Origin of the sequence: Roseibium sp. HPY-6 (assembly GCF_040530035.1) — a bacterium.
In the GTDB taxonomy this organism is placed as follows: domain Bacteria; phylum Pseudomonadota; class Alphaproteobacteria; order Rhizobiales; family Stappiaceae; genus Roseibium.
Genome location: NZ_JBEWCD010000002.1, coordinates 2210574 through 2233067, shown reverse-complemented (window position 1 = coordinate 2233067; position 22494 = coordinate 2210574). Strand labels below are relative to the sequence as shown.

The following is a 22494-nucleotide window of genomic DNA, read 5'->3' as shown; positions in this document are numbered from 1 at the left end:
GCCCGCCAAGCGTGCGCGACTATAACGATTGAGATACAAGATGACGAAAATTAAATGACCTAATTAGGATTTTGGTAAATTTAACGAAATGTGAACACAGACCCGTCAGAACAACCAAAGCTGCCGCCCAAAAGAGCTTCACCCGAAGATGAAACACTTGGCGGCTTCACGCCGCAGGAGCGCCCTACATCGATCGGAAGAGCCTCACTAATAAAAATTTCGGATCATTTGTTTTATTATGTAACTGAATGCATGCGTTAATTTGTGTTACCCACTCAACCTCCGGAAAATTTGAAGTTGCATCGCCTCGCGCAATCGATTAACGTCCGATTAACCAAATTTATGGGGACCACAATTTTTTTTAGTGGTCGGCAGATTGATGACAATACTTGCGTCCCGCGTTTTGTCCGGGGTTTTGCGGTAAAAGTGTAAGAGATTTGAGAATGACTGACGACGTTTATGGTTTTCATAATACTGAATTGGGCCGTGCGATTGAGCACACAGACCCCTCCTACAGCTCCAAGATCGTCAAACGCGGATTAGACTTGGCCGGGTCGTTTTTTGGTCTCCTCCTACTCATTCCCCTTTTCACTTTCTTGGCGGTTGCGATTAAAGCCACAAGCAAAGGCCCGGTTCTGTTCAAACAGAAACGCCATGGGCTGAATGGTGAAACATTTACGACGTACAAATTCAGGTCGATGTACGTCGACCACTGCGACGCCTCCGGTGTGCGACAGACTGTTAAGGACGACCCAAGGATAACACCAATCGGGCGGTTCCTGCGCCGGAGCAACTTTGACGAGTTGCCGCAACTCATCAATGTTCTCAAAGGTGAAATGTCGCTCGTCGGACCCCGTCCGCATGTTCCTGGCATGCTGGCGAACGGTTTGCCTTACGAAGACTTTGATCCGCGCTACCAGCTGCGACACCGCATTAAACCTGGAATCACCGGTCTTGCACAGGTTAACGGGTTCCGCGGCGAGACACGCGACGCCTACGCCGCTTCCATGCGCCTTTATTACGATCTCAAGTATATTGAGGTTCGCTCGACACTACTCGATGTGAAGATAATCTTTAAAACCGTTTTGCAGGAATTTTTCAGGGGCAAGGGTTACTGAGGTCAGTCAAAACCGAAAGTGAGTATGAACCGCGTTTGACGCAATCACTTATGAACCACTGCAATCTAAGTACCCTTATTTGGAAATCATTAGGACCCGGCAAAAGATCTCTGCATGGACAGCACGAAAGTTTCTTAACAACAGACTTTTTGGTAACGTTTTAGCGATTAGCAGGTTGGCTCAGATCCGATGGGTGATGATAATTTTAACAATAATTGTTTTGAATCCGATGTTTGACGACTGAATTCGGCAAAATTTTTAGACACCACTCACAACCCAGAGTTATAGGTAGAGTCGCAACTGCGACACTATTGCAATTCGCCGATTATTTCGCGGAAAACAAGGCCTTCCCCACTATCGACACCCCCTGGAAATTTCGAATTTCCAACAACTTCAGCTTGACTTTGCATCGATTAGGTTGCATATTCGAGATGGAAAAAAATGAAATTTGGATGAATCAGCAGGGCTTAAAAATCAGTTTTTCATGTCACCTTGGGCCGTGGTTAACGAACACCAAAAATTCATGAATAGAATTGCAAATAAGTCTTGATGGTATTGTCAAAATTTCGTAACTACCGACGCAATGCGGCTTTTTTGAAGAGTGCGGAATTTTTCCGATGAGCTAGGCAGTTATGCCTATGAATCAACGATGTGAAGGATATTGTGATGAAAGTTAGTGCGATATTAGCCGCCGCAATGATGACTGTGTCGTCTGCTGCGGTTTCCTCGGCGGCGACTTTGTCGTTCCTGGGAGCGCCGGATCTTTCGGTAACGTCCGTTCCCTCCAATTTTGGAGTGCTTGAAGACGTAAATGGCGCCGTTAGCCGGTCCGCCGGATTCTTCCGCGACACAAATGGTGTCCTGGTGCTTCCGGCAAACAATGACCCGTTCCAGTTCTCTGTTTACAACTCGACGAACGACGCGGGTGGTCTTGCACTGGACGGTGAAGCGAAAGTCACTTTCACATACCTGGGGTTTGAAGCTGGAAGAGCGAATTCAGCAGCATCCACTACCGGGTTTGGCGGCGACTCATTCGTGAACAAAGGCGCCGGTGCATCAGAGTTTGGTGACCAGATCAAAGACGTATTCAGCTCAAATGTTACCCCATTTTTGCTCGACTTCTTCTTCTCGTCTTCTAATAGCGTGACCACAGAAGTTGCAGACAACGACGGTACCATTGACGGCGACCTGACGCTCGCGTTTGGCCCGATCTTCAACGGCGGAACTTCTGTGTTCGCGTTTTTGGGCGATGGTTCAGGCGATGACGACTTCGACGATATCGTCGTTCGTATCGACGTCGCTGCTGTTCCTATCCCTGCTGGTCTTCCGCTGCTTGTTGGCGGAATGGGCATGCTGGGTTACATGGGCTGGCGCAGAAAGAAAGCTACTTCTTAAGCCTCGGCAACGCCTTGACTTAATTGGTGATTAGTGAGTTCGCCTCCTTTGTTAGGAGGCGAACTTTTTTTAGCACCCGTCCGTCTATGTCGCCGCCTTCACTGGTTCAAAACTTGTTTGAATTGCCGTTCATGTGCGAGCGGCGCATACTGATCTGCTCATTTTTTGGCTGAACGCAGCCGCAACAAGGTCAGTTCCTGATTGCTTCGAAGCCCCATTGGCAACGAAAAGTTCAACGCACATTGCGTCGTGAGTATCGACGGTCGACACTGATCTCAGGATGAGACCTGTGAATTTCCGCGGCTGATTATCCATTTCCAATGTCATTATCAGGCAAAAGCGAAATCCATGAGCGCATGAAGTCCAAGCGCCAAGAGAGTTTCGCAATGTCCCGTTGCCTGTCTTGAGCCCTCACGAAATGTCGATACAATAAAGATCTTTGTAACAGAACACCGAAATCAGCGCTGAGCTTGGTGAAAATGCTCTCTTTTTCCTCTCAGATATTCAGATTGGGACGCTTCCTGTTGTTGTCGAAAAGTACTGCGCATGGGTCATGACAACTTCGGAGAGGGAATCGGACGACGCGATCTGAAATGACAAGACGCGTAAAAATGCCCGGCAAATGTGAAAGGCTATTAGCGGGAAATATCAGGTTGAGATTTGGGTAGGCGATACCGATTCCATCCATCGCCATCTTCGCTAATCCAATGTTTGTCGAACGGCGCGCAAGGCGGCTGCATTTCCACTCACACGCTTTGGCGGAGACGGCTACAGATCATAGTGCAGTGCGAGTGTGAAAAAACGAACCCGGCACATAACCGCTCGGCGCAAGCAAACTGACGCACCCCGTTAACCTCTACTCCGCATAACTCATTGTTTATTCGAGTTACTTTGTATCGATGACGACATGCATTTTGGAATTTCATACAAAACCAGAAACGCATAGCCGATTTCTTTCTGTCGCGCCTTGGATGCGGTCACCAACGCAGAATATCTATTTTCAGTTTCCCGTTAGCGCGAGCGCACAGAGCGCACTATTCTGCACGCCTCCATGAAACGCACCACAGCTGCAAGGAGAGGCAATGCGGTGTCCGGCAAATCTCGTATGGCAATGTCTGCACCCAGGCACTTTGTTGCGTTGTGCTGTACTGATATCTCTCACCTCGGCGAGCGGATACGCTCAATCCTCCCAAGAGGCAACAGACTGGATTGAGCAGTCCATCGCACATGTGTGCGGCAAGCCTGACATGACGGGATTGGAGGTCCAAGGTGCCCTCCCCGAAAGTTGGCTTCTGGAAGAACAGCGCGTGCCGCAGAGCGGCACACCCGCCCGCATTTCAATCCGACTGGTTTTACCTGGCGGCGACGAGCTCACACTTGAATCCCGGTTGAACAATGGCGCCTTGCGCCAATTCCGCGCCAGCCTTGCCGAAGTAGACGGTCAGGACGTCAATCCGCTGTTCCTCGCCATTGCCGATGGCAGCTGCACCGTGCGATCTGCTCGAGCCATCCGGAAAGGAGATCCACCCTGGGTCTATCTCGATCAACTCGACGGAGATCTGACCAGTTTGCGCTGGACGGAGGTCCTCCAGGCTCCATGGCCGCCGGGTCAAGATCCAGGAGGTGTCCGTGTGGCGATGGTCGATTCCGGACTTGCATATGATCTTCCTGTGTTTCGCGACCGCCTCGCACGGGACGAGACCGGTACGCCTTTAGGGTTCGATTTCTGGGACATGGATCCATTGCCCTATGACGGCGATACATCCAGGGGCGCATTTCTCCCGATACGGCACGGAACGGCGGTCGCATCGGTCCTGGCGCGCGAAGCTCCTCAAGCGGGCCTCGTTCCCTACAAATACCCAAGACCGGACATGTCACGCATGGGAGAGCTGGTTGAACGCGCGCTCGCAAGTGACGTCAAAATCCTCGCCATGCCCCTCGGAAGCCGGAATGCCTCGGACTGGGAATCGTTTGAAGCCGCTATGAAGGGGCAGGAAATCCTTGCGATCGTTTCCGCTGGAAATGACGGCCGGGACATTGACACAGAACCGGTCTACCCTGCGGCACTGGATCTCGACAACATCCTCACAGTGACATCCGCAGATGCGTTTGGGCGGCTCGCACCCGGGTCAAACTGGGGTGCGCAGCATGTCGATATCATGCTGCCTGCGGAAAATGTCAGCGTCACGGATTTCCGAGGCGCTTCTGTCGTTGCGTCGGGCTCAAGTTATGCTGTTCCGCGCCTTGCGGCTCTTGCCGCGCGCCTTCTTGCCGAAGACCCGGATCTGACCGTCTCCGAACTGAAAGAACGTATCCTGGCGCGCGCCGTGCCCTCACCCTTCGAGCGCGAAGGTGTTGTCTCCAAGGGATGGATCGCTGATCCTGACGCAGATTGACCTTCAGCGCGGCTGAGGGGCCGGCGGCGCATTGTCGATAAAGCGCCGGGCCGCCTGCGCCTGCCTTGGGTCGGCCTTCAGCAGTGCCTGATAACCCTTTTCCGCAAGTTGCAGATCGCCGCCCCAGACCCCTGATTGGATTGAAAAACGCAGGGCTTGAGGGTCGTCAGGCGCTGCCTCCACCAGCCAGTGGGCATGTTTGGTCATGTCCTCGAAGCGGGCACCGAGCTGAAGAGAGACCAGAAGAGACATTCTGGAATTTATAGAATTCGGGACCTGTTCCGACGCACGCTTGTGTAAACCGGCCGCCGCCTCGAAATCGCCCGCCTGGGCCAACAGACGCCCGGCTTCCAGAAGCTGTCCATGGTTCGACGACGCATTGCACGTCTTTTCAAGCATCTTCAGGTTTTCCGGTTGGCGCTCTCCTGTCGTAACAGCGTCGACCGACGCAGCGCAGGCGGCGAAATTAATACCGAGGCGGCGCGTCGTTCGCACTGCTTCCGGGTCACTACGAAGCTGGAGAAGTGATTGAACAGCAGAGACCGGAATGGCTTCAAAGCGGCCATCACCGCCGCCGACCGCAATACCCGTCAGTTTTCCGTTCTGATCGACAAGCGCGCCGCCGCTCACGCCGGGTTGCATCTTCGCACCAACATGGAGACGACCGAGTTCCGCCCCCTCTGCAGGGGGCATGATCAGGTCTCCCGGATCAAAGACCCGTACTTCCCGCCGGGCGATGTCGGCACCGATTGTGTAAAATGGCTCTGCAGGTTGCAAGGTGTTTGCCAGCTCAAGAACCTGGCCCTTGTCCGGCAATCCCTCTGCTTCCAACAGTACCAGGTCGCCGCTAAAGGCCGAGGGAACAACCTTTGCTGCTTTCGGTCCGTCAGGTGTGTGCACCGTTGCATCGAGGCGATCACCGACAACGTGTCTGTTGGTGACAAGGAGGGTGTCAGCGATACGTGTCGCGCTTGCGACGGGATCGAAGCTCGAAATCGGAAATACGGCCTGACGCTGCAGGCAGACCGCAATTGGATGCGGGCAACCAGGGTCTCCCGTCTCCGGTCCTGAAGCAAGGGGGGCCGGATCCGGGGCCCGAAAATGCAGGCTGACGGTCTTTTTCTCGCCGTTTCGGTTCAGCACGACCTCGACATTATCAGTATCGTCCTCAAACAGCGCCAATGCCGTCATGGCGTCGCGCGGGCTGCGTGTCTGCCGACCGCCAATCTCGAGAATAAGGTCACCTGCAAGAACACCGGCAGCATTCGCCGCCCCTCCGGAGCTCACAGACCTGACAACCGGAGCGGCAACTTCCGCCAATTGTGTCCGGTCTGCAAAGCCAAGTTGCCAACCAGGTTTCAGATAGGTCACTTCGCCGTCTTCATTCAAAGCGTCAGCAACACGGAAAAGCAGCTCATTGGAGACAGCGAAGTTGACGCCGATATTTGTATCGGCGCGTGATGCGAATATCGCTGAAACCATGCCGATCAGCCTGCCTTCCCGGTCAACCAGCGCACCGCCGGAGGTTCCGGGGTTGGCGGCGGCGTCCGTCTGGATGAAGTCCTCGACAGCGTTAAACCCCGCATTGGTGACGCCGGTTGCTGATACGACACCGCACGTGATCGACAAACCAAGCCCGAATGCGTTCCCGATCGCGCAGACCGGTTGTGCAAGAGCGGGTTCAGGCGCAATTTCGATCGGAGCCAGTTCTGCTTCGACCGCAAGAAGAGCTATGTCACTCGCATCGTCGCCCGCCACAAATTGCGCCGGCAACACCCTGCCATCCGGCAACCGAACGTCGATGCGTTCAGCCGGTTCCACAACATGAAACGCAGTGACGATCAAACCTGGCCGCACGACGATACCGCTGCCCTCGGGCGCGGTGCCGGGCGCGCCGCCCTGACCACCCTGCCCATGGCCCGGCCACACTGGCAAAACCGACACGACATGCTGCAAGGCGCTTTCCGGTGATGCGACCGCAGGCCGAGCCGCAAGCACAAAGAGCGCTATCATTGCACAAAAAAGGGAAGTCCTTAGCAAGTGCGGCATCAAAGCCTCCGATACATCGCAGAAGTTCGAGCCGCGACTGTCCGGCGACTGCAAATCATGATTGTCCAGCTCAGCAGTCCTTGGTCAATTCTTCGCATCAGTTGCAAGGAACCGGGCCATGCGCGCCAGCGCCTCCAGTTTGGCGTCAGAACTGTCAATGTTCAACGCCATTAACAATGCCAGGGTCGTATCCCGGCCGGTTTGAGCGTTGATGATCATGTGATTTGCGTGTTGACGACTGCGAGCATCCGGAAGCGAAGCAATCAATTTGCGAACCGCTTCTGGATTGCCTGAAAGGGACTCCGCGACGGCGACCGCCACGATCGCATCGTTGAGCATGTATCTGTCGCGTTCGGTTCTTTGACCAGCATTGCGGATCAGACCTTCCAACAACACGTGCGCTTGTTCAAGGCATGTGTTGGTGCCGAGCTCACCGCGTGCTGCAAACCCACTCGCGCACTGTCCATAGACTGATGCCAATGTATCCTGGGCATCCGCTTCTTCTGCCAGATCTTTTGCAAGGTTCCAGTTACCGGATTGGGCCGCCGTGTAGACAAGTCCGCCGAGGACCTTCTTGCGCACATCTTCAGGTGCAGCGCTGCGGGCAATTTCCAAAGCCCGGGCCGTGTCACCCTGCCTGATCCAGAACTCGGCGGCCCGGGAGATCGGCAAAGATCGCTTTTCCGGCGGAAGCTCTTCTCTCAACACCGCAGCCTCGGCCATCAAGGCGTGCGCGTCGCCTTCGCGTCCCTTCTGTGCCCGGCGGGTGGCCAATTCAATCAGCGTAATTGCACGATTGGACGGATCCGCAATGGCGCGTGCCCGGTTCTTCGCAGCTTCATGGTTTTCCGCCATGTCGAGCGCGCTGGCGAGCCGGTAGTGCCCGTGTGGAGTCCCTGTGCCGGCTTCAATTTCCGCCGCGGCCTTTAGGGCCAGATCCAGAAAAACACGCGCTTCATCGGCCTTGTCCCTGCGAAAAGCCGCCTCTGCCATCATGGCATAGTCAACAACCCGCCGTTCGGGCTCTATGCCTTCATCCAATAGAGCATTTGCCGCCTGCCCGCCGCCTTTGCCCGGCTGTTGCGCCGCCAGGGTTGTCAGAACCTGGTTGCGGCTCCGATCGCTTGTGATACGCTCCAAAATCATGACCGCTTCTTCGTCACGCCCTGACAATGCAAGCGCTCGGGCGTAATCTGCCAGAACGGCGTCGGTGCGGTAACCGGGCCGTAGGTCATCGATGCCCGACCCGACCATTGCCAATATGCAGTCCACCGTCGGATCCTTGATACAGTATGGGTCCGCGTCCAGCGCAAGACCGGAGGACGGAACCGCAACAAGAATGGTGCAAGCAACGAGAAACGACTTCCAATTCAAGACCAGTTCCTCCTTGTTCAAAAATACTCCGTTGGCGCTGGCCAAAGTCACCGCCCTAGCCCCCATCCTCTTTCAAATTGCGTCGCGGCGACGTGTTGCGACGTCCTTATGTGCATAAAACGGATCCAGTCTACACTTGGGTACCGGAATTCAAAAACGTTCTCCCTGACCGCCTGCATCGAACAACCCCAGGTGCTTTCGGCTTGCGTTGAACATGGCAAAAGAAAGTCACGCGTTTTGTTGCAACGGAACCAGTGTTTGCCGAACTGCATGTGAGACCATGTCGATGCCACGCTTGCGAATGTCCATAACCGGCAAAGCGCATCGGCACAGGTTTTAAGGACAAGGTGATTGCGTGATGCCAACCGAGGTCGCATTGGCATCGAGATGTTATCTGACGGCGGCGAGTCCACCGTTTAAGTCCGGCACACTGGCGCGCGCCAACCGGCAATCATTTTCCACTTCAAACCAGGACGAAAATGTGTCAACTTACATTGACACTCAACATAGGCAGGAACCATGTCCAAACCGTTTCCCTTTTCGGCAATCGTCGCCCAGGAGGACATGAAAAAAGCGCTCCTGATGGCAGCCGTGGAACCGCTGCTGGGCGGCGTTCTGATCTTTGGAGACCGGGGCACGGGTAAGTCGACCGCGGTCCGAGCCTTGGCGGAATTGCTCCCCAAAATCGAGACCCGTGCCGGTTGCCGGTTTAACTGCGAACCGGCGCGCCCGCAGGACGCCTGTCCTGTCTGCAATACAGTAAACGGCCAAAAAGCGCCGAAAGCGGTCAAAACCCGAACACCGATGGTCGACTTGCCGCTTGGGGCCACAGAAGACAGGATCTGCGGTGCGCTCGATCTGGAAAAAGCGCTTGTTGCCGGCGAAAAAGACTTTGAGCCGGGACTGCTCGCAAGCGCTAACCGGGGTTTTCTTTATATCGATGAAGTCAACCTGCTGGAAGATCACCTTGTTGATCTGTTGCTCGACGCGGCCGCCTCAGGTGTCAACGTAGTTGAACGCGAAGGCCTGAGCATCCGCCATGCCGCGCGCTTCGCACTTGTGGGCAGCGGCAACCCGGAAGAGGGAGACCTGCGCCCTCAATTGCTCGACAGGTTCGGCCTCGCCGTGGATGTGCGCACAATCGATGACCTGAAACAGCGGATCGAGGTGATCCGGCGCAGGGACGCGTACGAGGCGGACGCGGATGGGTTTTGCCAGAGCTGGGCGCGCAAGGATGCCGCCATCCGGAGCCGCGTTGTCAAGGCACGCAAGATCCTGCGCGACGTAGACATTCCCGACGATGTCCTCTCCCGCATGTCTCAATTGTGTATGGGGCTTGGCATAGACGGAATGCGGGGTGAATTGACCCTGATGCGCGCCTGCAGAGCCTCTGCCGCACTTGGCGGACGGCTGGAAGTCACCTGGAGCGACGTCTCGGAGATTTCTCCGCTCGTGCTTTGCCACCGCCTGCGCCGCGACCCCCTTGACGATGCCGGCAGTGCACCACGTGTGGAGCGCGCGATTGCCGCGGTCAGTGCAGGCGCCGGCCATGGTTGAACCCGGCGCAGGACACGGCTTAGTACCAGTTCCGGACGGCGATCGGTCCGGTGCCTGGGACGACGCTCTTCTTGCGGCGAGACTTCTTAAAACCGGCGGTCGTCAACTGGGTGGCCTATGGCTGAAAGCGCGTGCCGGCGGTGTCCGTGACGCCTACCTTGCACATTTGAGGGACATTTTCGGCTCCAGAACGAACTGGATCAAGGTTCCTAATTCCGTCGGTCATTCCGCTCTCCAGGGCAGCATCGACATTCCGGCAACTGCCAAGACTGGGCGGGTTGTCACAATGCCGGGCCTGCTGGCACGCGCAGACCAGGGCGTTTTGCTCCTGCCCATGGCCGAAAGGCTGAACGCTGCAACTGCAGCCGTCATTGGCGAGGCAATCGATACGAAAGTAAGCTCCTCGCCCTTGCAGTCGAAAGATCGGAGCGCCGTGCAGGTCAAAACACGCTTTCAGGTGATTGCAATTGATGAATCAGCCTCGCCCGAAGAGCACCTGCCACATGCGCTATCGGACCGCCTCGGCCTGATCGCAGACCTGAGTGCCGTCTCATGGAGCGACGTGTCCGCAACAAGCCCAAGAGCGCGGGAAGATGCGTCGCTGACATGGCAAGACATTGAAATCTCAACGGCAATCACAGAACTGCTGGCACAGGTTGCCTGTGCGGCCGGCTGCTCTTCTCTGCGTCGATTGCGCTACCTCACTTTGGTCGCTCGCATGCTGGCGGCTATGGAAAGCCGAGGCAGCGTCGCCGAAGCTGATGCGCTTAGAGCTCTGCGCCTGTGTCTCGGTGTCAACCTGCAGTCGCAGCCGGTTCAGGATGAAGATCAAATTCCCGAAAATCGCACGCAACCGTCCCCCGATGAGTGCCAAGCCGAACCGTCCGGACGAGCCGAACCAGAGCCGAAAAATGAGGACCGGACCAGCTCTTCACAAGACCTGACCGAGTTAACCGAATTGCTCTCCGCTGTTGAGGCCGGTACCATCTCTGGTCTGCCGGAGCTTGCGGACAAAAGTCCTGCGCGGTCGAGCACTTCCCGGACCGGGAAGGCGGGAACGCCTCAGAAGAACGCACGTCGCGGCCGGCCAGTTGCCGTTTCCCGTACAGCGCCTTTCCCGGACGCGCGGCCGAGCATCATTGCGACGCTGCGCGCTGCTGCCCCCTGGCAGATGATCCGCAGCCAGAACCGGGCCATGTTGCTCGCGCGTCTATCTGATCGGGACAAAAGGCATGTGAAACAGCCTCGCGCGCTGATCACACGGGATGACTATCGCTTCCAGCGTTTGCGTCACGAAACGCCCTCAACCGCCATTTTCATGGTGGATGCATCAGGATCAACGGCGCTGGAACGCCTCGGAGAGACCAAAGGAGCGATCGAGCAGCTGCTGTCCAGATGCTACGTGCGCCGCGATGAGGTTGCCATGATTGCATTCCGCGGCAGGGGCGCGGAGACGGTACTGCCGCCGACACGATCGCTGGTCATGGCAAAACGCAAACTTGCCGGTCTGCCGGGTGGAGGCGCGACACCCCTGGTTTCCGGACTGGAAAAGGGGCTGGAGCTTGCATTGTCGGTCCGCCGGCAAGGCAGTACGCCGGTCATGGTGTTGCTGACCGACGGCCGTGGGAACATTGCTCGGAACGGTGAACCGGACAGAAACCGCGCCAAAGAAGAGCTCGGGCTTGTCGCGGGTCAATACCGGAGCCTTGAAATGCGCTCGATCTGCATCGACATCGCCCGCCGCCCGCGAGAATCCGTAGCCTCACTGGCACAAACGATGGGCGCGGATCTGCATTTCCTGCGTCATGCGGATGCCGGGTCGATGTCCGATGTTGTGAACGCGTCCCTTGTGGAGGCAAGAGCATGAGGCGAGATCGCGACTGGTTGGATTGGGAAAGAGACGGAAGCGATTGGCCGTTTCGCGACGCCAGCCAATTTGTCGAGGTTGCGGGCTATCACTGGCATGTTCAGGATCTTGGTTCACGAACCGCACCCTGTGTCCTCTTGATCCACGGGACCGGCGCTGCCTCGTTTTCATGGCGCAATGTGTTGCCGCTTCTGGAGAACCGTTTCAGGCTGATTGTGCCGGATCTCCCGTGCCATGGTTTTACACGCCCAACAGCGTCGCCGGACCTCTCCCTTGAAGGCATGACGACCTCGATCCGGTCTCTCATGAATGAGCTGGCTATGCAACCGCTTACCATCATCGGCCACTCGGCGGGCGCCGTCATAGGTGTCTCGCTCGTTTCTGCCGCTCAAAAATCCGTGGAGCACAGCCGACGCTCGCATCGCGTTCTTGGCATAAACGGGGCGCTCAAGCCGATCCGTGGAAATCGTGTCCTGTCTCCCATGGCAAAAGCGCTTTTCGCGAACCCGCTATCGGCCTCGATGTTTTCCCTTTTGGCAAAGTCAACACCACTCGGTCAAAACCTCTTGACGGCGACCGGGTCTCCGATCGATGCCCACGGCGAGGAAATTTATCGCCGGCTGCTGGGTTCGGCCGGACACGTGCGCGGCGCCCTCGGCATGATGGCGTCCTGGGACTTGTCCCATCTCAACGCCATGCTTCGGCGCCTTTCAACACCGCTGGATCTGCTCGCGGCAGAAGACGACCCGATGGTTCCGGCCTCAAGCTCGAAGAGAGCGGCAGGCCTTGCACAGCACAGCAGTCTCACCCTGACACCAAAAGGCGGACACCTGGTGCACGAATGCTATCCGGAGATCGTTGTCGACTGGATCGAGACTATCGTCTCGAACGGTCACTCGAATGGAGCGGACGCAGCATGAGGCGAATACGCAAACTCTTCGGAACGCCGCTGAAATTGGTTCGGTCTGCGAGGTGCACCGAGATCTGGAGGCATGCGTTGTGTCGCGCGGCAAATCGATAACCGTTCTGCTGACGCTTGGACGCCTGCCGAAAGCGCTCGAGCTTGCACGTGCACTCACTGCGGCCGGATGCCGGGTACTGGTTGCCGACCCTTTCGCCTTCCACCTTTGCCGAGCGTCGAACGCTGTTGAAAAATCCTTCAAAACACCTTCGCCGCACAGCCATCAGGAGCAATATCTTGCTCATCTGCTCGACATTGTTGCGCGTGAAAAGGTCGACCTTGTCCTTCCCGTTTCAGAAGAAGCACTCCACGTAAGCCTCTTGAAGAACCGACTGCCGGACGAAACACGGCTGTTCGCGCTATCGAACGACGTTCTTCAGGATCTTCATGACAAATACACGTTCAACCAAATCGCCCAAAACGCAGGGATAAGCGCCCCGGAAACATACCTTGCTTCAGACGCACAAGCATCGCGACTTGCTGCGTCTGGCGACACCGTCCTGAAGCCGAGGCTCGGCTGCTCCGGACAGGCATTGCGTATGCTTTCACCCGATAGCCTCCCGACGGAGCAGCCAGGCAACGCGGACACCATCATTCAAAAACGGATCTTCGGGCGGGAAGTCAGCACCTTGAGCCTCTGCCGAAATGGTGAGGTGCTCGCGCATGTCACCTACGAAGGCCTCGTCTTTGCCGGAACAGTCGCCGTCTGTTTTCGACGCGTAAGTGATTTGCCTCAAGTGAATGAGTGGGTTGCCGATTTCGCCCGATCAGGCGGCTATTCCTACTTTCTTGCTTTCGACTTCATCGTGGATGAAGTGGGCACACCCTGGCCTCTGGAATGCAACCCGCGTCTGACAAGCGGCATCCACTTTCTTGACCCAGACGGTATTGCAAACGCGATTGCGAATTTCGAAGAGACAACAGAAGTCGGTTTGAAACCGGGCGAACGCTTTCAGGAAGGGCACACAACGCTCCTGCAGGTCTATGGCAACATATTCCGACCCGGGACAGCCCTCCGCCATCTTCGCGCAATGCTGAGCGCGCGGGACGTCCTTTGGTCCCTTGACGACCCCGCCCCTTTTCCGCTCATGACACCCTACTCGTGGCCCGTGCTGAAGCAGGTGATGTTTCGTGGCCGAACCTTCGGCGAAGCAGCAACACGCGACATTGCCTGGCCACCACAAAAGGCTGCCCAAAACGACGCGTCAATACAGGCAGCCGAACAGGTTAGTGCCCATGGCTCCTATTCCTGACCCGCACCTGGATCTCCTGGGACGGCCGCGTCGTCAGGCGCGCCGCCGGCCTTACGTCTCCGGTTTCGACCGGAGAAAAGTCGAACGCGCGTGTCAGGCGCCCCAGGATCAATGCGCTTTCAATCGCCGCGAAGCCGGCACCGACGCAGGTGTGAGGTCCGGACCCGAACGGAATGTAGGTTCCAGGAAAAACCTCCTTCTCCCGGTCCGGCATGAAACGGTCGGGATCAAAGCGATCTGGATCCGTCCAGTACCGCGTGTGCCGATGAAGCGTCCAGGGCGAGATCATCAGGAGCGCGCCTTTGCGCACTTTGTAGGTGCCGATCCGTGTTGCCTTGAGAGCAACGCGCGGCATGAAGGTGATCGGCGGGTAGAGCCGCAGAGTTTCTCGGAAAATTGCTCTGGTGTAGGTAAGCGAGCGCGTCGCCTCGAAGGTGAGTTCCTGACCCTCAGCGACGGCGTCCACTTCGCTTCGCAGCCTCGCCAGTATGTCTGGACACATCGCGAGCATATAAAACGCCCATGTGAGCGCACTGGCCGTTGTCTCGTGACCGGCCAGAAAAAAGACCCCAAGCTGGTCAATAAGCTCGTCACGCGTAAAAGGGTCTCCGGTTTCCGCGTCCCGCGCGGAAATGACCGCACTGGCAATGTCGTCGAACCGGTCAGCATCAGGCCCGGTATGTGTATCAATCAGCCCGCCCAGATGATGGCGGATACGCTTGCACGCCGCCAGCACATCTTCGCTCTGAGGCACCTTCGTCCAGGCCGGGTCCATGATCAGCCGCCAGATCTTCACTTGTGCGACACCGCGTTCAAAGACCTCGAAATCGTCAAAGACGTCTCTGGAAATCTGGGTGTCGAGAGATGTCGAAAACACCGTCCTGCAGATGATGTCCGCCGTCAGCTCACTCATGATCCGGTCGAGCGACAGGACTTCGCCGCGTTCTGCGCTCGAATGAAGGCGTTCGACATAGGCGTCAACGGCTTGCTGCATCGCCTTGAAGGCGTGTGTCAAACGCATCTTGGAAAAGGCCGGGTCGATCATCGCCCGTTGCCGTCGCCACTTCGCACCATCCGAAACAAAAATGGAATCGCCAATCAGAGCCTCCAGCGCGCCAACCATGAGGTCACTCTTGGGAAAAATGCCATCGGCGTCGTGAAGGATCTGACGCACAAGTTCCGGATCATTGAACAACTTGATCGAACGCCGCGAATAGCCGAGTTCCCCGGCATCCATGGCAAAGGCGGCGCCGGGCAACAGGCTGAGAAGGTCTCCCTCCCCGTTCCAAACCGTGCGCAAAAGCGCCATGACGGGCGGCAAACGCGACGGGCGCGGAGGAACGTAGATCTCAGCTGCCGACATTTTTCCCTCCGACCCTCAAGGTGTTGCAGGCCATCACGGGAGATCCGCACCCATGACCGTTTATGACCTCTTCAAAGTGTTCATCGCTCTTCATATCGCGACTGGTGCGCCTGGACTGATCGGGTTCTGGGTTCCGGTATTCGCCAAGAAAGGCGGAGATAGACACCGGTGGTGGGGCCGGCTTTTCGCCGCGGCCATGCTGTTCACCGGCACGGTCGCCATGCTGATGGCAACACTTACGCTGATTGCCCCGATGGCGACCCATCCGCATCTCGTCCACCACGAGGAGTTCTCCGATCCGGTTCTCGTCCGCGGGATCTTCGGCTGGATGATGCTTTATCTCGGGCTCCTGACGGTCAACCTTGCCTGGTATGGCTGGCTTTGCGCGGTCAACAAACGGGACCAGCGCAAAAACCAGACGCCTCTGAACTGGGGACTGCAGGTCGCGCTGTTCATCGCTTCCGCAAATTGCGCGCTGCAGGGTGTCCTGATCGCGCAGCCGATGATGATTGGCATTTCCATGGTCGGATTTGCGACGGTCGCAACAAATGTCTGGTTCCTGTTCAAGACAGATCCAGGACCGGTCGAGTGGCTGCTGGAACATATCAAGGCGATCGTTGGAACCGGGATCTCGGTCTACACGGCCTTCTTTGCCTTTGGCGCCGTGCGCCTCATGCCGGAACTCGCGCTCGCGCCCGGGCTCTGGGCGATCCCTCTTGCAACCGGTCTGGCACTGATCTTCTACCATCGCCATCAAGTCAGCCGTCGTTTCCTGAACAGGACTGCAAGACCTCCCAGCGGCAGGCCTCTCGACCTGGATGCTGCAGAATAATCCGAAAAGGTCTTCTTTCTAAGACAGAAAAGTGTAAACTAAAATTTACACAAGGGAAGAGCCTGATTGGCACGCGGTCGTCAAGCCAGGCCGGATCGATGGGGAAAGGAGCACAAACGTGAACATTGCCCCGGACATTCCATCAACGATCACGGAAACGGACAAGCCAGGCTTGCCCCACGCCGTTGTGATCGGGGCGGGCGTCGGCGGGCTGTCCGCCGCGGCCCTCTTGGGCAAAAGAGGGTATCGGGTAACTGTTTTCGATCCTCTGGACGCACCGGGCGGGCGCGCCTATGTCTACCGGCAGGACGGGTTTGTGTTTGACGCCGGCCCGACGATCATCACCGCACCGTGGCTTTTCGAAAAGCTCTGGGCGGATTGCGGTGGCAGACTCGCGGATGACCTGGATATTCGCGAGAACAACCCGTTTTACAAGATCCGTTTCTCCGACGGCTCGGTGTTCACCTATTCGGGAGACCAGGCCGCAATGGAAGCGGAGATTGCTCGCTTCGAGCCCGATGATGTGGCCGGATACCGCACTTTCATGGAAGAAAGCCGCCAAATCTACGAGTATGCTTTCCTGGAGCTTGCAGACAAGCCGTTTCACAGCCTGGCTTTCACGCTGAGCACATTTGCGCAACTCGTCAGGCTCGGGGGATACAGATCGGTCTACAGTGTCGTCAAGAAGCACTTCAAAAGCGACAAACTGCGGTCAGTCTTCTCATTTCATCCGCTTCTCATTGGCGGTAACCCGTTCACCACAACGTCCTTTTACTGCCTGATAGCGCATCTTGAGAGCAAGCACGGCGTTCACTATGCGATTGGCGGAACAAACAAACTCGCCCACGGAATTGCAGGCCTCGTTGAAAAGAACAACGGCACTATCCGTCTGAACGAGACCGTCGAAACCATTTTGACCAACGGCAAGAGGGCGACAGGTGTCCGTCTTGCGTCCGGCGAGACCGTGCCTGCGGACATCGTTGTGTCCAATTGCGATTCGGCGATGACATACGGAAAACTCCTGAAAGACTACCCACGCAAACGCTGGAGCGACCGCAAGATCAAACGCGGCGACTTCTCGATGAGCCTGTTCGTCTGGTATTTCGGCACCGACCGCCGCTATGACGATGTCGGTCATCACACGATGCTGTTCGGACCGCGCTACAAGGGACTGCTGGAAGATATCTTCATCAAGAAACACCTGGCGGAAGATTTCAGCCTCTATCTGCACCGTCCATCGGCCAACGATCCGTCCGTCGCTCCGAAGGGCTGTGACGCGTTTTATGTCCTCAGCCCGGTTCCCAACCTGGCGAGCGGTACGGATTGGACGACCTTTGCCGAAAACTATCGAAAGAAAATTGAAGCGCAGCTTGAAGAAACGGTGTTGCCTGACCTCTCCAAGCATGTGGTGAGTTCGCGCGTCCTGACACCAGTGGACTTTCGCGAGCGCCTCCTGTCCTGGCAGGGCGCTGCGTTTTCCTTTGAGCCCAAACTTCTCCAGAGTTCCTGGTTCCGGCCGCACAACAAAAGCGAGGAACTTGAGAACCTCTACCTGTGTGGAGCCGGGACGCATCCTGGAGCAGGATTGCCCGGCGTGGTCTGTTCGGCGCAAATCGTGGCAGACCTCGTCCCCGATCCCGCGACATTGGTTCAATCCGGACGAAGCGCGGGGGAAACGGAATGAACAAGGTCAGCCAGAGTGCGCTGGAAGGCTTTGAGCCCTTTGCGCTTCACGCAAAGAACGCACTGGACTCCTCCGACAAGCGCTATGGTCTCTCACGCTACCGCAGCGACCTGAATGCCTGCACCGCATCCATCCGCAAAGGCTCAAAGTCCTTTCACCTTGCCTCGTTGCTGCTGCCTCCCGAAACCCGAAAAGCAGCCGTTGCGCTTTATGCGTTCTGCCGCCATTCGGATGACCTGATCGACGATCCGCGTTCGGACAGGCACTCGCTTCAGCAATTGAGAGAAAGGCTCGACCTTATCTACCGGGGCACCCCGGCGGACTATCCATGCGACCGAGCTTTTCAAAAGACTGTCAGAGACTACGCCATACCCAGGTGTATTCCCGCTGCATTGCTCGACGGCTTTGAAATGGACATTTCCAAGCGAACCTACCGGACACTGGAAGACGTGAAGGAATACGCAACGGGCGTTGCAGCGACCGTCGGCCTGATGATGGCTCTTCTCATGCGCACCGGCGAGCCGGACCATCTTGCCCGGGCCGCAGACCTCGGCATTGCGATGCAGCTCACAAATATCGCCAGGGATGTCGGTGAAGATGCGCGAAACGGGCGCATCTATCTGCCGATGGATTGGCTCGACCAACATGGGATCAATCCGCAGACGTTCCTGGTGTCACCCCGGTTTTGCCCCGAGATAGGTCAGGTCGTGAAGCGCCTGTTGCAAGAAGCAAACCGTCACTACCGCCTCGGCCATGCCGGCATTTCTGCACTTCCGTCCGATTGCCGGCATGCGATCCGGTCCGCCGCTCTCATCTATGAAGAGATCGGTACCGAGATCGTCGCGAACGGGTATGACAGCGTGACGCAAAGGGCGCACACAAGCCTGATGCGGAAGGTCTCGCTTCTGGCGGCTGCGCGCCGGCCCGCCACAGACCGAAGCGCCAGCGCAAAACAAGCACGGGAAGCGGCTGCCGACCCGGCGGCAGCCGGACTCGTCAATGCAGCCGCCCGCTCCTTCTCAATCGCCAAGGCCAAAAAATCGGTTCAGTCGAACGGGCTGCCAGACGCTTCCTCGTCTGAGCGATTGTTGTGTCTGCTGATCCGGCTACAAAACGAAAGCCGGCAGGATGTACGCTTCCACAAACTGGCGGCGCGGCAACGCGCGGCAAGGCTGACGTGAAACGCGGCAAATCCAGCCGCTAACGGACTTAACTCCTGGTGTTTCTGGGCATCCTGAACGGCAGCATCATTCGCACGAACGGATTGGCAAGGCGCGTGCAATCAAGCGTCTCATGCACCATGTTGAGCCTTTCTCCTTCAAGGGTCGTCTCGACGAGCGACCGTGTGTAGAAAGGCGTGTCTTCCAAACGTCTCGACCTGCTTGGGCTGGCCGCTTCATCACAATGTATGTTGCCGCGTATACCCCACGCCCCGCGTGGCAAGCATGTTCGGGGCGGCAACTCAATTGTTTCGGCGTCGCGTCCGGCGGAAAAAACCAGGCCAAGTGTGCGCTGTTCACCCTTGCGCATTTTGGCGTCGTAAAGAACGATCGTCTTCTTGTCTCCTGCCCGCCCACGAGCCCAGTCCCAGGACGTGAAATCGCTTTCGAGCGGACGTGATCCGAAGTTGAGGTCGTGGTACGCCTCCCCTTCCCAGCCGCCGCCCGGGAGAAGATCGCACTCGACCTTTATCCGCGCCTGGGGGACCAGTGGCCACCACACATGACAGCCCTCCGCATCCAGACTGAACGGCTTCAAATGCAGAAACTCCGGCTCCAGACGGATGCGACCCGTGAACCGCCGCGGCAACAATCGATGTCCGGGCCAGGGAAGCGCCGTTTCTTTGAATTCCAATTCCAATCCGCCATCGGACCAGCTTAGGCCGCTGTTCCCGATCCGAAGCCCCCTGGCGTTGCGGACCAGGCTTTTCGATCCGCGTTCAGTCATTGCCCAGACGTTTCCGGAGGGCTGATAGAGCGCGACGTTGAACGCCACGTGGTTCTCCGGCTCCTTGCGGCCGGACAGATGGTAGTATGGAGAAAACACAGATCCTATGAAGGCAATGACCGTGAGGGCGTAGGTGCCGCAGTTGCTGGTCGCGTCGACATACCACCACTGATAGCCGCCCGGTGGAACCGGCCGGTCATAGCGGCATCCGCCATCACCTGTTCGGCTGCCAGTTTCCCCGACAGCGCGGCCATCGGGATGCCCGGTCCCGGATGCACGCTGCCTCCGGCCAGATAGAGCCCCGCCAGCTTGCCCGTCGCCCCCAACCGGCTGAACGACGCCATCCAGCCGTGCGAGGCCTGACCGTAGAGTGCGCCGCCTGTTGCCGGGAAGAGCTTGTTGAACCCGTCCGGCGCCGTCAGAACCTGGGCTTTCCGGTCTCTGTGAAGCGTCAATCCGTTCTTCGCCAGCCGGCGGTCCATCGCTGTGAGGCATTGCTCCAACTCGCTTGTCGAATAGCTGTGGGTGTCGCCGTCAGCCGGCAGATTCATAAGGCAGTAAATGCGCTCTCGGCTCGTTTGCGGGCCGGCAGAATGGATGCCGCCAGAGCTGTTCCGGTCTTGTGCGCAAACATAGACCGTGGGATCCGCCGGGGCTGCACGATCCTGAAAAACCGACCGGAACTCGGCTTCATAGTGATCTGAGAAAAAGACCGTGTGATGTGTCAACGGCACGCCCTCGGCGATCGCCAGTCCGCACGAGACCAGAGCCGATTGGGAGCGTTTCTCGTCGGGCACTTTCTTGTAACCCTTTCCCGAAGCGGGTGTCAGCAGGTCCTTGAGCGCACTGACATCGCCATTGAAAATGATCCGGTCGGCCTCGATGACCTCGCCCGACGACAGTCGTACGGCCGCGACCTTGCGTCCAGAACCATCCGTCTCGATCTGATTCACGCGGGCCCCAAAACGAAACCTGACACCGTAGGTCTCGGCCAACGCCTGAAAGCGGCTTGCGATGCCATGCATGCCACCCTTGGGGATCCAGACCCCTGCCTGCTCAACATGCGCAACAAGCATAAGCGTTGCAGGCGCCGCATAGGGAGAAGACCCGCAATAGGTTGCATAGCGCCCAAAGAGCTGTCTCAGCCGCGGATCAGAGAAATAGCCGCCCAAGGCCGTCCACAAAGTCGAGAACGGGCGCAGCGCCAACATGTCCGCGATCCTGTGAAATCCGATCCGATGGGACAGTGTCACCGGATTGGGTCTGGACGCGCTGATAAAGGTGTCCTTGAGCGTTTCGAAGACACGCTTGCTGTCCGCAGCAAACATTCGATACCCGGCCGCGTCTTCCCGCCCGGAAAAATTTCCGATCGCGTGTGCGCTTTTCTCAACGTCGGCAAACAAATCGAGAGCAGCGGCACTCTTCCAATAGTGTCTGGCGAGCAAATCAGCCTTTTCCAGTGAAATTTCGTCTTCCAGACTGGTGTCCAAGCCCGACAGCAAGTCGTCGAAGACCCACTTCATCGTCAGAACGGTAGGTCCAGCGTCAAAGGCCTGGCCACCTGCCTCCACCTGACGCATTTTTCCGCCCGGCGCGGCCGCTGCCTCGAGCACGGTCACGGAGACACCGGCGTTGGCCAGGCGTAGTGCCGCCGCGAGGCCGCCCATACCGGCTCCAATGATCACGACCTTAGTTTCCGGCATCTTGCCCACAACGCGGTCCTTGAAGTTGACATTTCAATGCAATGTGTCACTCTTAATTGACAGTATAACGTCAAATAAAATTGACATCCATGCTAAATTGAGGAGTGGCTCCATGGACCTGTCGGATCGCATCGAAACCGGGATGCAAGCAGCCATACGCTACGCCACTGCGAATGGGTGCCCTCAAAAACTATCCGATGCCTTCCGATACGCCGTTTTCCCAGGAGGCGCCCGCATTCGCCCCAGACTGTGTCTCGCAGTGGCGCTCGCATGCGGCGACCGCGATCCGAAAGTGGCAACGGCTGCTGCGACAGCGATCGAACTCTTGCACTGCGCTTCGCTGGTTCATGACGATTTACCCTGTTTCGACAATGCGGACACGAGGCGCGGCAAACCGTCGGTACATGTCGAATTTGGCGAGGAGATCGCCGTGCTGGTCGGCGACGGCCTCATCGTGAGTGCCTTCGAAACCGTCGCGCGGGAAACCCAGCACGCACCAGACCTGACCGCGCCCCTCGTCTCGACCATCGCGAACGCGGTCGGCTCGCCCTATGGGCTGGTTGCGGGACAGGCGTGGGAAAGCGAACCGGAAATCAAGATTGCCGCCTATCATCGCGCCAAAACGGCCTCACTTTTCACCGGTGCGGTTTCAACCGGCGCACTTTCTTCCAATGGGAACCCACTCGAATGGTACGCCCTGGCCGACGCCCTCGGAGCCGCCTATCAGGCAGCCGACGACCTCTATGACGCCATGGATGACAATGGCAGCATGGGAAAACCGGCGGGACAGGATCAGGCGAACGGGAAGCCGAACCTGGTGGCGGAACTTGGCTTGGAAGGCGCGATGAAACATCTGCACAGCCTCGTTCTCCAGGCCGCGGACAGTGTTCCCGAATGCCGCGGATCGGACATGCTCAGAGCCATGATCCACAAGGAAGCGAAGAGACTGATGCCGAAGAAGCTCGCGGCAAGCGCTGCCTGAGGTCGCCAAACGG

Annotated in this window: 16 protein-coding genes; 11 read left to right on the top strand and 5 right to left on the bottom strand. The window is 57.5% G+C overall.

What is annotated here, in order from left to right; genetic code table 11:
* Positions 1 to 443 precede the first annotated feature (443 nt).
* The 3 genes from ABVF61_RS21380 (at position 444) to ABVF61_RS21370 (ending at position 4909) form a co-directional block, all read left to right on the top strand.
* Entirely contained in the window at positions 444 to 1118 is a 675-nt protein-coding gene (locus ABVF61_RS21380) for a sugar transferase (protein ID WP_353995556.1), read from the top strand.
* A 666-nt stretch (positions 1119 to 1784) separates the two neighbouring features.
* Positions 1785 to 2513, top strand: coding sequence for a hypothetical protein (locus tag ABVF61_RS21375; protein ID WP_353995555.1), 729 nt, complete (start codon positions 1785 to 1787; stop codon positions 2511 to 2513).
* A 1247-nt stretch (positions 2514 to 3760) separates the two neighbouring features.
* Positions 3761 to 4909 carry a S8 family serine peptidase gene (locus tag ABVF61_RS21370; protein WP_353995554.1) on the top strand — a complete coding sequence of 383 codons (1149 nt, stop codon included), beginning with the start codon at positions 3761 to 3763 and terminating at the stop codon, positions 4907 to 4909.
* A 3-nt stretch (positions 4910 to 4912) separates the two neighbouring features.
* On the opposite strand, the gene ABVF61_RS21365 is transcribed toward ABVF61_RS21370, so the two are convergent.
* The gene (locus tag ABVF61_RS21365; RefSeq protein WP_353995553.1) at positions 4913 to 6958 is read right to left on the bottom strand and encodes a trypsin-like peptidase domain-containing protein; all 2046 of its coding nucleotides are present in this window, start codon (positions 6956 to 6958) and stop codon (positions 4913 to 4915) included.
* A gap of 84 nt (positions 6959 to 7042) precedes the next feature.
* A complete protein-coding gene (locus ABVF61_RS21360) occupies positions 7043 to 8332 on the bottom strand; it encodes a hypothetical protein (protein WP_353995552.1) in 1290 nt (429 codons plus the stop codon).
* A gap of 519 nt (positions 8333 to 8851) precedes the next feature.
* Here ABVF61_RS21360 and bchI point away from each other — a divergent pair.
* Genes bchI through ABVF61_RS21340 form a run of 4 tightly spaced genes read left to right on the top strand, consistent with a single transcriptional unit; the run spans position 8852 to position 13970 of the window.
* Positions 8852 to 9889, top strand: a complete 1038-nt coding sequence (gene bchI / locus ABVF61_RS21355; protein ID WP_353995551.1) for a magnesium chelatase ATPase subunit I — start codon at positions 8852 to 8854, stop codon at positions 9887 to 9889.
* On the top strand, positions 9882 to 11756 hold the full coding sequence (locus tag ABVF61_RS21350; RefSeq protein WP_353995550.1) for a VWA domain-containing protein: 1875 nt from the start codon (positions 9882 to 9884) through the stop codon (positions 11754 to 11756). Before bchI ends, ABVF61_RS21350 begins: the two co-directional genes overlap by 8 nt.
* Entirely contained in the window at positions 11753 to 12676 is a 924-nt protein-coding gene (bchO, locus tag ABVF61_RS21345; RefSeq protein ID WP_353995549.1) for an alpha/beta fold hydrolase BchO, read from the top strand. The genes ABVF61_RS21350 and bchO overlap by 4 nt, the downstream gene beginning before the upstream one ends.
* Positions 12657 to 13970 carry an ATP-grasp domain-containing protein gene (locus tag ABVF61_RS21340; protein ID WP_353995548.1) on the top strand — a complete coding sequence of 438 codons (1314 nt, stop codon included), beginning with the start codon at positions 12657 to 12659 and terminating at the stop codon, positions 13968 to 13970. Before bchO ends, ABVF61_RS21340 begins: the two co-directional genes overlap by 20 nt.
* Here ABVF61_RS21340 and ABVF61_RS21335 read toward each other — a convergent pair.
* Entirely contained in the window at positions 13945 to 15333 is a 1389-nt protein-coding gene (locus ABVF61_RS21335) for a cytochrome P450 (RefSeq protein WP_353995547.1), read from the bottom strand. The genes ABVF61_RS21340 and ABVF61_RS21335 overlap by 26 nt on opposite strands.
* 52 nt (positions 15334 to 15385) lie before the next feature.
* Between ABVF61_RS21335 and ABVF61_RS21330 the strand changes: the two genes are divergently transcribed.
* From ABVF61_RS21330 to ABVF61_RS21320, 3 genes are all read left to right on the top strand, one after another.
* The gene (locus tag ABVF61_RS21330; RefSeq protein ID WP_353995546.1) at positions 15386 to 16165 is read left to right on the top strand and encodes a DUF2306 domain-containing protein; all 780 of its coding nucleotides are present in this window, start codon (positions 15386 to 15388) and stop codon (positions 16163 to 16165) included.
* Between the two features lie 124 nt (positions 16166 to 16289).
* Positions 16290 to 17849, top strand: a complete 1560-nt coding sequence (locus ABVF61_RS21325) for a phytoene desaturase (RefSeq protein ID WP_353996470.1) — start codon at positions 16290 to 16292, stop codon at positions 17847 to 17849.
* Positions 17846 to 19030, top strand: a complete 1185-nt coding sequence (locus ABVF61_RS21320) for a phytoene/squalene synthase family protein (RefSeq protein WP_353995545.1) — start codon at positions 17846 to 17848, stop codon at positions 19028 to 19030. Before ABVF61_RS21325 ends, ABVF61_RS21320 begins: the two co-directional genes overlap by 4 nt.
* A 28-nt stretch (positions 19031 to 19058) precedes the next feature.
* Here ABVF61_RS21320 and ABVF61_RS21315 read toward each other — a convergent pair whose 3' ends face one another.
* Positions 19059 to 19895: a carotenoid 1,2-hydratase family protein gene (locus ABVF61_RS21315; RefSeq protein WP_502949985.1), complete on the bottom strand. Its 837-nt coding sequence runs from the start codon at positions 19893 to 19895 to the stop codon at positions 19059 to 19061.
* Positions 19896 to 19900: 5 nt separating this feature from the next.
* Positions 19901 to 21499: a 1-hydroxycarotenoid 3,4-desaturase CrtD gene (crtD, locus tag ABVF61_RS21310; protein WP_353995543.1), complete on the bottom strand. Its 1599-nt coding sequence runs from the start codon at positions 21497 to 21499 to the stop codon at positions 19901 to 19903.
* Positions 21500 to 21611: 112 nt separating this feature from the next.
* On the opposite strand from crtD, the gene ABVF61_RS21305 reads away from it, so the two are divergent.
* Positions 21612 to 22481 carry a polyprenyl synthetase family protein gene (locus tag ABVF61_RS21305; protein ID WP_353995542.1) on the top strand — a complete coding sequence of 290 codons (870 nt, stop codon included), beginning with the start codon at positions 21612 to 21614 and terminating at the stop codon, positions 22479 to 22481.
* Positions 22482 to 22494 lie beyond the last annotated feature (13 nt).